11 protein-coding genes are annotated in these 13,128 nt (G+C 72.3%); 1 reads left to right on the plus strand and 10 read right to left on the minus strand.

The window, feature by feature from the left end; genetic code table 11:
• Positions 1 to 50 precede the first annotated feature (50 nt).
• The 3 genes from ACFYMU_RS16655 to ACFYMU_RS16665 all read right to left on the minus strand — a co-directional run bounded on the left by ACFYMU_RS16655 (position 51) and on the right by ACFYMU_RS16665 (position 2,402).
• Entirely contained in the window at positions 51 to 1,574 is a 1,524-nt protein-coding gene (locus ACFYMU_RS16655; protein ID WP_388373377.1) for an FAD-dependent oxidoreductase, read from the minus strand.
• A 115-nt stretch (positions 1,575 to 1,689) separates the two neighbouring features.
• Entirely contained in the window at positions 1,690 to 2,172 is a 483-nt protein-coding gene (locus tag ACFYMU_RS16660) for a GNAT family N-acetyltransferase (protein WP_388373379.1), read from the minus strand.
• 53 nt (positions 2,173 to 2,225) lie between these two features.
• Positions 2,226 to 2,402, minus strand: coding sequence for a hypothetical protein (locus ACFYMU_RS16665; protein WP_388373380.1), 177 nt, complete (start codon positions 2,400 to 2,402; stop codon positions 2,226 to 2,228).
• Positions 2,403 to 2,884: 482 nt separating this feature from the next.
• On the opposite strand from ACFYMU_RS16665, the gene ACFYMU_RS16670 reads away from it, so the two are divergent.
• Positions 2,885 to 3,442, plus strand: coding sequence for an HD domain-containing protein (locus tag ACFYMU_RS16670; protein ID WP_388373382.1), 558 nt, complete (start codon positions 2,885 to 2,887; stop codon positions 3,440 to 3,442).
• A 33-nt stretch (positions 3,443 to 3,475) separates the two neighbouring features.
• Here ACFYMU_RS16670 and ACFYMU_RS16675 read toward each other — a convergent pair whose 3' ends face one another.
• The 7 genes from ACFYMU_RS16675 to glgC form a co-directional block, all read right to left on the minus strand.
• A complete protein-coding gene (locus tag ACFYMU_RS16675; protein ID WP_388373384.1) occupies positions 3,476 to 4,180 on the minus strand; it encodes a DNA polymerase beta superfamily protein in 705 nt (234 codons plus the stop codon).
• Between the two features lie 130 nt (positions 4,181 to 4,310).
• Positions 4,311 to 5,420 carry a Ku protein gene (locus ACFYMU_RS16680; RefSeq protein WP_388373386.1) on the minus strand — a complete coding sequence of 370 codons (1,110 nt, stop codon included), beginning with the start codon at positions 5,418 to 5,420 and terminating at the stop codon, positions 4,311 to 4,313.
• A gap of 155 nt (positions 5,421 to 5,575) precedes the next feature.
• Complete coding sequence (locus tag ACFYMU_RS16685) at positions 5,576 to 5,809, minus strand: hypothetical protein (protein ID WP_388373388.1); 234 nt, start codon at positions 5,807 to 5,809, stop codon at positions 5,576 to 5,578.
• 105 nt (positions 5,810 to 5,914) lie between these two features.
• On the minus strand, positions 5,915 to 7,405 hold the full coding sequence (locus ACFYMU_RS16690) for an SDR family NAD(P)-dependent oxidoreductase (RefSeq protein ID WP_388373390.1): 1,491 nt from the start codon (positions 7,403 to 7,405) through the stop codon (positions 5,915 to 5,917).
• 389 nt (positions 7,406 to 7,794) lie between these two features.
• A complete protein-coding gene (locus ACFYMU_RS16695; protein ID WP_388373392.1) occupies positions 7,795 to 9,156 on the minus strand; it encodes a wax ester/triacylglycerol synthase family O-acyltransferase in 1,362 nt (453 codons plus the stop codon).
• 146 nt (positions 9,157 to 9,302) lie between these two features.
• Complete coding sequence (locus ACFYMU_RS16700; protein ID WP_388373393.1) at positions 9,303 to 11,633, minus strand: GH92 family glycosyl hydrolase; 2,331 nt, start codon at positions 11,631 to 11,633, stop codon at positions 9,303 to 9,305.
• Between the two features lie 267 nt (positions 11,634 to 11,900).
• Positions 11,901 to 13,124: a glucose-1-phosphate adenylyltransferase gene (glgC, locus tag ACFYMU_RS16705; RefSeq protein ID WP_388373395.1), complete on the minus strand. Its 1,224-nt coding sequence runs from the start codon at positions 13,122 to 13,124 to the stop codon at positions 11,901 to 11,903.
• Between the last annotated feature and the right edge of the window lie 4 nt (positions 13,125 to 13,128).

A 13,128-nucleotide genomic window follows, 5' to 3' on the forward strand; every position in this document is an offset into this window, starting at 1 on the left:
CCGGACGGCCGGACGGCCGCCGGGCAGAGGGCAGAGGCCCCGGGACGGCCTCAGACGTCCCGTGGCTGCAACGGGCGGGTGGCGGGGCCCTGCAGGACCCGGCCCTCGGCGTCGAAGCGGGAGCCGTGGCAGGGGCACTCCCATGCCTGCTCCGCGCGGTTGAAGGCGACCAGGCAGCCCAGGTGCGTGCACCGCGCCGACACCGCGTGCAGATGCCCGGACGTGTCGCGGGACACGGCACACACATGGGCGCCGACGCGGGTCACCGCGCCGTCCCCGGGAGCGATGTCGTCGACCGAGCCGCCGGCCAGCGGCGCCAGCCGGTCCCCCACGAAGTGTCGTGCCACCTTGACCTGGTGCTTGAGGAAGGCGGGGCCCTCACGGAGCACGCTGGCCACCCGGCGCGGGTCGTACAGCTTCGCCCACGGCGGTTGTCCGCCGTCGATCAGGGCGGACAGCAGGAGCCCTGCCATGACGCCGCCGCTGAGCCCCCAGCCGCCGAAGCCGGTGGCGACGTAGGTGTGGCGGCTCGCCGCGTGCAGCGGGCCGACGAGCGGCACCGTGTCCGTGGAGTCGTTGTCCTGGGTGGCCCAGCGGTGGGCGAAGTCGAGCGGGCCGAAATGCGCGGTGGCCCAGTCGGCCAGCCGGCCGAAGCGCTCCTCGGGGTCGGCGGTGCCGGGGGTGAAGTGTTCGCCGGTGACGACCAGCAGACGCCTGCCGTCCCGGTACGGGGCAGTTCGCAGGGAACGAGTGTTCTCCTCGGGTGTGATGTACATGCCCCGGGGGGCGCGTCCGGTATCGATCGGCGCCGTCAGCACGAGTTCGCGACGCGGGGACAGCCGGGCGAAGAGCAGGGCGCGGTCGAACACCGGATAGTGGGTGGCCACGACGACGTCACGCGCGGTGACCGTACGGCCCTCCTCGGTGCTCAGACGGCAGGGCTCGCCCTCGTGCAGCCCGACCACCCGGGTGCCTTCGTACAGCCGTCCGCCTCGGCGCGTGAGCTCCTCGGCGAGGGCGAGGAGATACCTGCGCGGGTGGAACTGCGCCTGTCCGGCCATCCGGACCGCTCCGGCCACCGGGAAGGGCAGGTCCGTGTCGGTGACGAACTCGGCGGGCAGCCCCGCCTCGCGTGCGGCATCGGCCTCGGCCCGCAGTTCGGGAACCCGGTCGTGGTCCTGTGTGTAGGTGTAGGCGGGCGCTTCCTCCCAGTCGCAGTCGATGCCGAGGTCGTCCACGAGTTCCGCGGCCCTGCGGATCGCCTCGGACTGGGAGCGGCCGTACAGTTCCGCGCCGTCGGGGCCGCGGGTGCGGCGGAGCCGTTCGTAGACGAGGGTGTGCAGCGCGGTGAGCTTGGCCGTCGTGTGTCCCGTGACACCGGCGGCGAGCCGGTCGGCCTCCAGCACGGCGACGCTGCGACCGCTCTGCGCCACCTCCCAGGCGGTGCTGAGCCCCGCCATGCCCGCTCCGACGACGGCCACGTCGACGCGGATGTCCTCGGTGAGGGCCGGGCGGGGCTCGCCCGGGGCCGTCTCGATCCAGTACGACGCCTGGGTGCCGGTGTGCTCGCTCATGAGGACCGGGTTCCCCGGGCGGGAGCCGCGAAGCGCGGCCCGACGGGGCGGCGACGCCCGGGCGAACGCCAGTGCGACCGATCCGGGACAGGGCCCGGATCGGTCCGGAGCCGGTCTAGAGCGCCCGGTACATGATGTGCAGCCCCACCCTGCCGAACCGGGGGTGGTCGTAGGCCCGAGGAATCGTGCCCAGGACGGTGAAGCCGAGGGAGGTCCACAGCTTGACCGCGGGATTGGTCTCGACGACCGCGTTGAAGACCATGCCGCGGTATCCGTCGGCCTTCGCGGCGGCCAGGACGTGCTCGGCGAGGGCGCGGCCGATGCCGTGACCCGCCCGGTCCGGGTCGACCATGAAGCCCGCGTTGGCGATGCGGGCCGCGGGGCCGCCGTAGTTGGGGGTGAGGTAGGCGGAGCCGACGATCGCCCCGGTGCCGTCCTCGGCCACGTACACGCGCTTGGCGGGGGCCATCCACAGGGCGCGGGCCGCCTCCTCGGTGGTCTCCGGGTCCCAGGAGTAGGTCTCGCCGGCGGCGACGATCCGGTGCCAGAAAGGCCAGATCCGCGGCCAGTCGTCGGCCGCGGCGGGTCTGATCAGCATGGGCGCGAGTCTGGCACGCCCATGCCGTCAGCGATCACGAGGGTCCCGCGAGGTCAGTCGACGCTCGGCAGGATGTGGGGCTCGGCGAGGTCGTCCTCGTAGCCGGCCAGCCGGATCGGGGCGGACCTGGCCCACACCTCCAGGCACCCGAGTTCCTTCTCCGTGCGGCGGCCCCTGCGCTCGATGCGTTCCTCGGGGCCCTGATCGCTGTTCGTCTTCTCCGGTGTCACCGCGCACTCCTCTTGTGTCGGGTAACCCTCGGGACTGCACCGGCCCAGCTGCCGCTGTGCCCCAGGCGTCCTGTCGGGTCTGAGTCGAATACAGGTCGGACGCGGTGGCGCCGGCAACTCGTGCGAGAGCATGCCGTGGTGGCCGGCTTGTCCCGGGACGGACCATGGGTGTGGGTGTAACCCCGAAAGGCTGTCCGTCCCCTCCAGATTAACCAAATGAGCGGGCGTCCGCTCGATGGGGCTGAAACAACCGGGTAACTGTCCAGAGTCATCTCCCTCACACCCGGCCCAATTTTGAACCGATTTACCCTTTCTCGCCCCTTATTGGCCCCCCATTCGGGGCAGCGGGCGCACCGGCCACCGCACCACCGGAGTACGGACGGGCACGGACGGTGTCCAGTTCAGGCGCCGTTGGCCGAGTCGCAAGCTCGCCCTGATGTGCCGGCCGTGGGCAACGGCTTTTCTCGCGGGAGGACTGACGCATGGAGCTGCGCAGCGTCGAGGAGCTGATGGATCTGCTGCACGCCTGCCGGGGCACACGGGACACCCCGGCGGGCGGACCGGTCGATCTGCACGACCACGCCCTGCAGACCGCGGCCCTGCTGCGCCGAACCCGGCCCGCGGACAAGGAACTCCAGGTCGCGGGTCTGGTGCACGACATCGGGCGGCTGCTGCGGCCGGGCGACACCGCCGGGCACGCCGACCACGCGGCGGACGCGGTACGGCCGTTGCTCGGCGAACGCGTCGCCCGCCTGGTGCGTCTGCACATGGCCGCCCGGCGCTATCTGGCCGCCATGGCCCCGGGGCGCGGGCCGTCCCCCTGGAGCGCGCCGGCCCTGGACCGGCAGGGTGGGCCGATGACACCCGTGGAGGCGGACGCGTTCGAACGCGATCCGCTGGCCGACGACGCCATCACCCTGCGGCAGGCGGACGAGGCGGCCACCGCGGCCGGTCTGGACCCGGGCGTGATGGAGGACTGGCGCCCGGTTCTGGAGATGGTGGCGGCCCGGCACGCCCGGCCGGGGACCGCGGGCCGGTGAGGACGCGCCGGGGCTCCCGCAGCCGGCCGGCGATCAGCTCGCCCGCTCGCCCCCGGTCGGGTAGAAGTGGGCGCGAACACGGCGCAGCCACGCCTCGATCGCCGCCTCGTCGGGCCGATCCGGCAGCACGCTGCGCGTCTCGGTGAAGGCGTCCTCGTAGAACCGGAGCAGGGGCAGCGCGACCGCGGGATCGGCCGCCACGCGCTCCCCGAAGTCGTGGAACTCCTCCGGGTCCTCCAGGCGGATCGCCAGTCGCCCGGTGGCGTACAGTCCCAGGCCCTGGTGGCACAGCCGCTTGAGGTGGCGGGCGTGCTTGGCGGTGCGCTTGCGGGTGTCCGCGGAGAAGGAGCCGTCGCCGCGGGCCTCGAGGCGCCTGAACTGCTGGCCGGCATAGCCGAGATAGGCGTCACGGACGCGCGCGGCACTCAGGAACGACGTCCGGATGCCGATCAGCTCGTCGCCGAGCGGCGTCCGCACCTCGTACAACTCCGCGGGCAGCCAGACGAGTTCCATGACGGTCGGGTTGCCGCCGAGCGCGAGCCGGCACCACTTCACGGCCTCGTGGAGCGTGTGGTCCGGGGCCGAGCTGACGTGGGACTCCTTCGGCGGGTGCAGACCGTGCAGCAGCTCGGTGGGCGCCGCGAACACACCCAGCCGGTCGATGTCGGAGCCCGCGTGGGCGAGCCCGTACGCGGTCGAGCCGACGATGCCGGACAGCAGGACGTTGGGGACGGTCACGGACGGCGCCTTCCTCGGGTCGGGCGGTGCTGGGACACACCACTGTCGACCTGGTGCGCGACTGCTCATTGTGGTTCAGGAAAGTGGCCGCGGTCACCGGGATTTCCCGGTGGGGACCGTTCCCCGGCGCTCAGGCGCTGCGCGGGCGCGCCGTCCTCTTCGCCGCCGCCTTCCGGGCCGTCTTCCGGGCCGTCTTCTTCTCGGCCGTCTTCTTCCGGGCCGCCTCCGTCTGGGCCGCCTGCGTCCGGGCCGCCCCCGTCTCGGCCGTCTTCCTCCCGGCCGTCCGACGCGCCGCCGCCCGCTTCGTGGTCTTCGCCGCGGCCGCCTTCCCGGCCGGCTGCCTCCCGGCCGGCTGCTTCTTCGCCGCGGTCTTCCCCGCCCTCTCCTTCCCCGCCCTCTCCTTCCCCGCCCCCTCCTTCGCCGACAGCTCGTGCACGTCAGCCCCGCCGGTCTCGCCCCGGGACTCCTGGGCCTTGCGCACGGACTCCTGGAGCGCCGACATCAGATCCAGCACCGTGCCCGGCTCCGCCTCCGGTTCGGGGACCTCGGGCGGGGCATGACCTTCGCGCTTCGCCTCGATGATCTCTTCCAGCGCCTCGGTGTAGTGGTCGACGAAATCGGGCCCCTCGAGGTCCTCGCGGGTCATGCGGTCGATGAGGTGCTCGGCCTCGGCGATCTCCCGGTCCGACATCGTCACCGGCGCGGGCGCCAGCCCGGAGGAGTCACGGATCTCGTCCGGCCATCGCATCGCGTGCAGCACGATCGCCTCGTCGCGGACGCGGAGCAGACCGAGCCGCTCCCTGCCGTGCCAGGCGAACTTGGCCACCGCGGCCTTCGAGGTCCGCTCCAGCGCCTTGCGCAGCAGCGCGTACGGCTTCGCGGCGACCTCCCCGGACGCCTGCAGGTAGTAGCCCTCGCCGATGCGGATCGGATCGATCGACCCGACCGGCACGAAGGCGGCGATCTCGATGGCACGGGCCGTCGGCAGGGGCAGTTCCCGCAGTTCCTCGTCGAGGACGGTGACGACTTGGTCCTTGGAGAGCTCGTAGCCCTTGCCGATCTCGTCCTGCGAGACCTCGCGGTCCTCGATCTCGCAGTACTTGCGCACGCGGACCCGGCCCATGTCCTCGAGGTGGTACTGGTGGAAGCGCACGCTGTGGTCCTCGGTCGCGGCGACCACGTTGACCGGGATGGTGACCAGGCCGAAGCTGATGGCACCCGACCAGATGTTCCGGGGCATGACCCACCTCCGCGCGAGCCCCGAGCACGCTCAGCCTACGGTCGGGTGTGCGCCCGGGCATCCGGACGGCAGGGTCGCGTCCGTTCCCGGAGCGGTCCGGGAACGGACGCGATCACTCATTCGGGGACGTGATCATGCGCTGCTGCGGCGATCACTCACGGGAACAGCGCGATGCCGGCAAGGATCAGCAGGATGATGCCGGCGACCATTGCCACCGTGGCCCAGGTCCCGCGGTGCTTCACCGGGGCGGCGGGGCCTCCTCCGCGCGGGCGGTCCTCGGGCAGGACCACGTGTTCCGGACGGTCGGACGCATAGAACCGCTCGTCGGTCGGGTACACGTTGCGGGGATCGTCGGCGGCACGGGGATCGATGTCGTGTTCAGTGGCCATGAGACGGACCTCCTTGCGCGGTACTCACCAGGGTCCGGGTTCCCAGCCGGCGCCAGGTCACGCGTCAGGGTCGGCGCGTGACCGCCTCAGGACCGCCTCCCGGGCTCACCATTTGCCGGGCGCGTAGTCCTTGAGGAAGACGCCGTACAGGTCTTCGCCCTGCTCACCGCGCACAATCGGATCGTATACCCGCGCCGCGCCGTCGACGAGGTCGAGCGGAGCGTGGAAGCCCTCGTCCGCCAGCCGGATCTTGTCCGGGTGCGGGCGCTCGTCGGTGATCCACCCGGTGTCGACGGCGGTCATCAGGATGCCGTCCTTCTGGAACATCTCCTCCGCGCTGGTGCGGGTGAGCATGTTCAGGGCGGCCTTGGCCATGTTGGTGTGCGGATGGCCGGCGCCCTTGTAGCCGCGGTTGAAGACGCCCTCCATCGCCGAGACGTTCACGATGTACGTGCGCCGGGCCGGGGAGGCGGCCAGCGCCGCCCGCAGGCGGCTGATCAGGAGGAACGGCGCCGTGGAGTTGCACAGCTGGACCTCGAGCAGTTCCACCGGCGTCACCTCCTCCACCGCCTGGACCCAGCTGTTGGTGTCGTCCAGATCGGGCACGAGTCCCCCGGCGTCGATCGCCGTGCCGGCCTCGATCCGCGCCAGCGAGGCCGAGCCGGAGACCAGCGCGAGTTCGGTGACGTCCTGAGCGCTCAGCGCGCCGCCGTCGGCCACCGGCAGCGCCGCCACGGCCCCCGAGCCGAAGGCCCCGATGATCTCGGCGGGCGGCAGCTCGCCCGCCGGGAGCGGCGCGGACTCGGCGGCCAGCAACTCGCTGTATGCCTGCGCGGAGCGGCGCACGGTCTGGGCGGCGTTGTTGATCAGGATGTCCAGCGGGCCCGCGTCCGCGACCGACTCGGCGAGCGCCACGACCTGGGCGGGGTCGCGCAGGTCGATGCCGACGATCTTCAGCCGGTGGATCCACTCGTCGCTGTCGGGCTGTGCCTTGAAACGGCGGACGGCGTCGTTCGGGAAACGCGTGGTGATCGTGGTGTGGGCGCCGTCCCGCAGCAGGCGCAGCGCGATGTACATGCCGATCTTGGCGCGGCCGCCGGTGAGCAGCGCGCGCTTGCCCGTGAGGTCGACGCGGGCGTCGCGGCGGGTCCGGTTCTCGGCCGCGCACGCCGGGCAGAGCTGGTGGTAGAAGTAGTCGACCTCGACATAGCGGGTCTTGCACACGTAGCAGGCGCGCGGGCGCTGGAGTATGCCGGCGATCCGGCCGGCCTCGGTGGCCGACGACGGCAGGATGCCCTCGGTCTCGTCGTCGATGCGCTGGGCGGACCCGGTCGCCGTGGCCTCGGTGACCGCCTTGTCGTGGGCGGTCTTGGCGGCCCTGCGCTCCTGGCGGCGGCGCTGCTTGACCATGCGGTAGACGTGCGCGGTGGCCCGGCGCACGGTGATCGCATCGGGGTGGTCGACGTCCAGCCGGTCGAGTTCCTCGAGCACGCCGAGGCAGACGGCCAGTCGCTCCGGGTCGATGCCGGGCCCGTACGACACCTCGTCCGCGGCCGCCGACGCGCCGCCCGCCGGACCGTCCTCTGTCACCGTCATCGCGCTGCCGTTCCTCGCTCTCCCGCGCAGCGCTCCGCCGCGCCCGCTTTCGAACGGGGAATCTTACGGAGCGCCGGGCCCAGGCACCAAACCCGTGGTGATCCGGGGCGCGGCCGGTGCCCGGTCGGGCGGCGCCGGCGACGGCGGCCCGAGGGCGCCCGCCCGCGGGCGGGCGCCCTGTGGGGGCGAACGGCCCGCGGGGCGAACGGCCTGCGAAACGAGCGGCCGCCGGACGAGCGGCCTGCGGAACGAGCGGCCTGCGGAACGAGCGGCTTGCGGAACGAGCGGCCTGCGGAACGAGCGGCCTGCGGAACGAGCGGCCGCCGGACGAGCGGTCCGCTCGTCACGGCGGGCGAGGCCGTCCCCCGCACGCCGTGACGGTGGGCCGCTCAGCCGCGGCAGGCCGCCAGCAGGGTCTGCACCTCCTCCGACACCGCGCGCGCCAGCAGGCCGAGGTCCGGCACCGCCCGGCCGTCGGCGACGAACCCGAAGTGCACACGTCCGCGGTACGTGGAGATCGCCACCGCGAGGGACTGCCCGCGGGCCAGCGGGGCGAGCGGATAGACCTCGACGAGCGGATTGCCGCCGAGCTTCAGGCCCAGGCTCGGCAGCGGCACGCTGGTGACCAGGATGTCGAACCACAGCCGGGCGGCCTGGCTGACCAGCGGTCCGCCCAGCCGGTGGCCCAGCGCCGGAACGTGGTCGGCGAGCAGTGCCACGGCGCCCGCGCCCCGATTGGGCCCGGCGTCCTTGTTGCGGTCCATGGCCGTGCGGACCGACCGCAGCCGCTCCAGCGGGTCCGGGTCGCCGACCGGGAGCCGTATCAGGTAGCCGGAGAGCCGATTGCCCTGTGGCTGCGCGGTGCGCGGGCGGCGGTGGGAGACGGGGATCAGGGCGCGGGGCGCGACGCCCGCGCTGCCGTCGCCGCGTTCGTCCAGCCAGCGGCGCAGGGCGCCCGCGACGACGGCGATCAGCACGTCGTTGACCGTGCCGCCCTCCGACTTGCGCACCCGGTGCACCTCGTCGAGGTCGACGACGACTCCGGCGGTGCGCCGGGTGCCGCTGGGCTCGGACGTGAACGCCGAGGAGGAGCGCATCCCGAGGGTGGACAGGGCGACCGAGGCACCGATGTCGAGGGCGCGTCCCACGTCGGCGAGTGTGCCGCGCAGCAGACCGGGAAGTCTGCGCATGCCGGGAAGGCGGCCCCGGGCGGCCTCCTGGCGGCGCGGGCGGGGTTCGGGCAGGTCCGTCGGGTCCATCACGGCGGCCGCGAGCATCAGGGCGCGCAGCCCGTCGGCGAGCGCGTGGTGGAACTTGAAGAGCACCGCGAAGCAGGTGCCGGACTCCCCCGGCATCACGTGCGCCTCCCAGGGCGGCCGGCCGCGTTCCAGCGGGCGCTCCATGAGCCGCCCCGCCACGGCGTGGAAGTCGGCGGTGGGGGCGTGCAGCCGCACATGGTCGAGCGGGTCGAACTCGGGGGCGGGTTCGCGGGCCGCGCCGCCCAGGGCGAGCGGGAGGCGCACGTCGGCGAGGTCGCGCGGGAGGCGTACGTCCGGCAGCCAGACGTCACGGATGCGCATGCGCAGTCCGGGCACCGCCGCGGCACGGACCGCGAGCAGGTCGGCGGCGTGCGCACCGGCGGTGGGCGAGTGGCAGGAGAACACGCCGAGGGCACCGAGGTGCATCGGATGCCGGGCGGACTCGATGTTCCAGAACGCCAGGTCGAGTGGTGCGAGCAGGTCAGAAGTCAATGGCTTGCCTCGCGTCGACGATTCGGGGGAAGCAAGAGTCAACCTCCGACGGACGATTACGGTCAAGTATGATCAGGCTACGTACAGTTAACATGTCGCGAAGTCCCGCCCCGCCGAGAGGGCCGGGACCCATGGGACACACGAGGTCACGTCAGTGCGGGCGGCGCGGCATCCGGTGCCGTGCCCCACCCGGACGGCCGCGCGCCGACCGTGAACTCGAGTGTTCCCAGCCGGCGCAACGTGTCGGTGGTGACGTACGTGCGTTCGTAGGCCGTTCCGTCGACGCGCACGCCCTGGGTGTAGCGCTCCCGGTCGGACGTGCCCGGCGCCGTGATGGTCAGCCTGCCGCGCGGGTAGTGGGCCCGGTCCAGGACCAGGTCGACCCGGTCGAACACGGGCGTGGTCAGACCCCAGGTCGGGTAGCCGGGCTGCACCGGGAAGATGCCGATCGACGACAGCACGTCCCAGGCGGACATCGTGCCGAGGTCGTCGTTGCCGGTCATGCCGGTCGGGCCGTCCGTGAACAGGGTCAGCGCCGCATGCACCACGTCCGTCGTCTTCCACGGCTGACCGGTCGAGAGGTAGGTGTAGGGCGCGATGAGGTCGGGCTCGTTCTGCGGGTTGTACTTGTCGGCGTGGTAGTAGTCGTACGGCCCGTTCACCCAGACGTCGCGCGCGGTCCCCGCCGGGTCCGCGGTCAGCCGGTCGTAGGCGAAGAAGGCGTCGAGCCGGTCGTTCGCCGCCTTCCGGCCGCCGATGAGGCCGACCACGCCCGGCAGGTCCTGCGGCACGAGCCACTGGTACTGCCAGGCCGTGCCCTCGTGGAAGCCCTCGCTGTTCGCCGGGTCGGCGGGCCCGGCGAAGGCTCCGGAGGCGTCCCGGGCGCGGAAGAAGCCGGTCGAGGGGTCGAGGAGGTGGCGGTAGGAGCGCGACCGGGCGGCGTAGCGCTCCGCGTCGGCGTCGTGTCCCAGGTCGCGCGCCATCCGGGCGAGCATCGCGTCGGACAGGGCGTACTCCAGCGTGACCGATCCGCCGTGATGGTAGTCGGAGTCACCGGGCTTGTGGTACGGGCTGTCCTTGATGTACGGCGCGAAGCCGTTCGCGAGGTACTCGCGGTTCGACTCGCGGCCCACGTACATGGTGTCGGCGGGCGGGACGCCGTCGGCGTTCTTCCTGAGCGCGCGGTAGACCCGCTCCTCGTACCCCTTGAGCAGTCCCTGGTGGTAGGCGTGGGTGAGGAACGGGGTGACCGGGTCGCCGCTCATGATGTTCGTCTCGACCGTGCCGTAGCCCCACTTGGGCAGCCAGCCGCCCTGCTCGTCGACCTTGAGCAGGGAGATCGCCATGTCCCGGGCCTGGCGCGGTGCGAGCAGGGACAGCAACTGGACCTGGGTGCGGTAGGTGTCCCACAGGGACCAGTTCTGGTAGTAGGTGAATCCGACCGCCCGGTGCACCCGCTGGTCCCAGCCGGTGTAGCGGCCGTCGGCGTCGCTGCCGATGTTCGGCGCGAGGAAGGACCGGTACAGGGACGAGTAGAAGGTCCTGCGCCGGGTCTCGTCGCCGCCCTGCACACGGACGTCGTCGAGGCGGTCCTCCCACGCCCGGCGCGCCGCCTCCCGGACGTCGGCGAACGAACGCTCGTGCGTGGCACGGAGGTTGACCTCGGCGCCGCGCGCGTCGACGTACGACAGCGCGGTGGTCGCCTCGACGGCGCGGTCCTTCGTGGTGTCGAACGTGACGTAGGCGCCGTTGCGCCCGGGGCCCGACGACGTCGTCGCGTCCCGGGTGATCGAGTCCTGGTACCACGTCCCGTGCGCCGTGAACGGCCGGTTGAAACGGGTGACCGTGTACACCGTGTACGGCCGGGTGGAGCGGCAGAAGCCGCTGCCCGTGATCTGGGTGCGCACGGTGCGGTCGTCGAGGATCTCGACCTCGGAGGATACGTTCCTGTGCAGCGACTGGCCGGCGTTGAGCAGCACGTTCGCCTTGTCGGTGGCCGGGAACGTGTAGCGCTGCACACCGGCGCGTTCGGTCGCGGTCAGCTCGGCCTCGATGCCGCCGCCCAGTCCGACCCGGTAGTAGCCGGGGCTCGCCTGCTCGTCGGTGTGGTCGAACGTGGCCGCGTATCTGGCGTAGTCCGTCTCGGTGACGTCGCCGACGGCCGGCAGCACGGGCAGGTCGCCTCCGATGGCGCAGCCGACGCCGGAGAGGTGGACCAGGGAGAAGCCGCGGATCCGGTGCTGGGTGTAGTCGTAGCCGGTGTTGTGCCCGGTGTCCGGCGAGAACTGCACCATGCCGAAGGGCACGGCGACCCCGGGAAAGGTGTTGCCTTCGTTCTGGGTGCCGATGAAGGGGTTGACCAGGTCGGTGAGCCCGCCGTCGCTCTGCTCGGCGGCCTGCGCGGCCGGCGGGGAGAACAGCGCCGAGGCCACCACCGCGCCCGCGGCGCACAGGCGCAGGCGCCGGGTCCATCTCATCTCGGAAGACCTCCGGAGGATCGACATCGTTGTGCACATGGTGCTGGCGGGGCGTCAGTTTCCCGGGGAACCCGCCGGTTTCGTCCCTGACGCGTCGCGGTCCGGTGCCTCGTGCGCGGCCCGCGGCGGGCGCACGCCGCCGCACGGCCGTGCGCGAGCGTTCGGATCACCGCGCGCCAGTAATCAGGTGCATGACAAGCTGCCGACCGAGTGGGCCGGAGCCCGTCGGGCGCGCCCGTCCGCCGCGTGCGAACGTCGCCTGCCGGGTCACTGGACGACGAGCTGCCCCTTCCCCAGCGCGATCACTCCGCCCTCGGACACCGTGTACAGCGCCGCGTCCCGCTCGGGATTGACGCCGATCGTCGCACCCGGCGGCACCTCGATGTTCTTGTCGAGCACCGCGCCGCGCACGATCGCGCCCCGCCCCACGTGCACGTTGTCGTGCAGGACCGACCCCTGGACGACGGCACCCGGGTCCACGACGACGCCCGGCGACAGCACCGACCGGGTCACCTGCCCCCGGATCAGGCACCCGGCGCTGATGATCGACTCACCGGCGATGCCGCCCGCGTTGAAACGGGCCGGCGACAGCTGTCCGGAGTGGGTGTAGACCGGCCAGCTGCGGTTGAAGAGGTTGAAGGCGGGTCGCTCCGCGATCAGGTCCATGTGGGCGTCGTAGTACGCGTCCAGGGTGCCCACGTCCCGCCAGTAGCCCTGGTCGCGGCTGGTCTCACCGGGCACGTGGTTGGCGGCGAAGTCGTACAGGCCCGCCTCGCCGCGGTCGGTGAGGGCGGGCAGGATCGAACCGCCCATGTCGTGCACCGAGGCCCCGTCGTCGGCGTCCCGCTGGAGGGCCTCGACCAGCGTCTTGGTGGTGAACACGTAGTTGCCCATCGAGGCGAAGACACGCTCGGGGTCGTCCGGCAGGCCCGGCGGGTCGGCCGGCTTCTCCAGGAAGCGCTCCACGGTCCGTCCGTCCGAGCCGGGACTGATCACACCGAACGACGAGGACTCGGCGCGCGGCACCCGGATGCCCGCGACGGTCACGCCCGCGCCGCTCTCGACGTGCTGGGCGAGCATCTGCCGCGGGTCCATGCGGTAGACGTGGTCGGCGCCGAACACCGCCACGTACTCGGGTTGTTCGTCGTGGATCAGGTTCAGCGACTGCAGGATGGCGTCGGCGCTGCCCAGGTACCAGCGCGGGCCGAGACGCTGCTGGGCCGGGACGGGAGTGACGTAGTTGCCCAGCAGGCTGGACATCCGCCAGGTGGTGGTGATGTGCCGGTCGAGCGAGTGCGACTTGTACTGGGTGAGCACGCAGATGCGCAGGATGTCGGCGTTGACGAGGTTGGACAGGACGAAGTCGACCAGACGGTAGGTGCCGCCGAAGGTCACGGCCGGTTTCGCGCGGTCCGCGGTCAGCGGCATCAGCCGCTTCCCTTCCCCGCCGGCCAGTACGATTCCCAGCACCGAAGGTCCTCCGCGCCGCATGCCG

This window comes from Streptomyces sp. NPDC007264, from assembly GCF_042869095.1.
GTDB lineage: Bacteria > Actinomycetota > Actinomycetes > Streptomycetales > Streptomycetaceae > Streptomyces.

Bases quoted from the DNA above. Each gene is read 5' to 3' on its own strand.
- ACFYMU_RS16655 (WP_388373377.1), bottom strand. From the start codon at position 1,574: ATGAGCGAGCACACCGGCACCCAGGCGTCGTACTGGATCGAGACGGCC.
- ACFYMU_RS16660 (WP_388373379.1), bottom strand. From the start codon at position 2,172: ATGCTGATCAGACCCGCCGCGGCCGACGACTGGCCGCGGATCTGGCCT.
- ACFYMU_RS16670 (WP_388373382.1), top strand. From the start codon at position 2,885: ATGGAGCTGCGCAGCGTCGAGGAGCTGATGGATCTGCTGCACGCCTGC.
- ACFYMU_RS16680 (WP_388373386.1), bottom strand. From the start codon at position 5,420: ATGCCCCGGAACATCTGGTCGGGTGCCATCAGCTTCGGCCTGGTCACC.
- ACFYMU_RS16685 (WP_388373388.1), bottom strand. From the start codon at position 5,809: ATGGCCACTGAACACGACATCGATCCCCGTGCCGCCGACGATCCCCGC.
- ACFYMU_RS16690 (WP_388373390.1), bottom strand. From the start codon at position 7,405: ATGACGGTGACAGAGGACGGTCCGGCGGGCGGCGCGTCGGCGGCCGCG.
- ACFYMU_RS16700 (WP_388373393.1), bottom strand. From the start codon at position 11,633: ATGAGATGGACCCGGCGCCTGCGCCTGTGCGCCGCGGGCGCGGTGGTG.
- glgC (WP_388373395.1), bottom strand. From the start codon at position 13,124: ATGCGGCGCGGAGGACCTTCGGTGCTGGGAATCGTACTGGCCGGCGGG.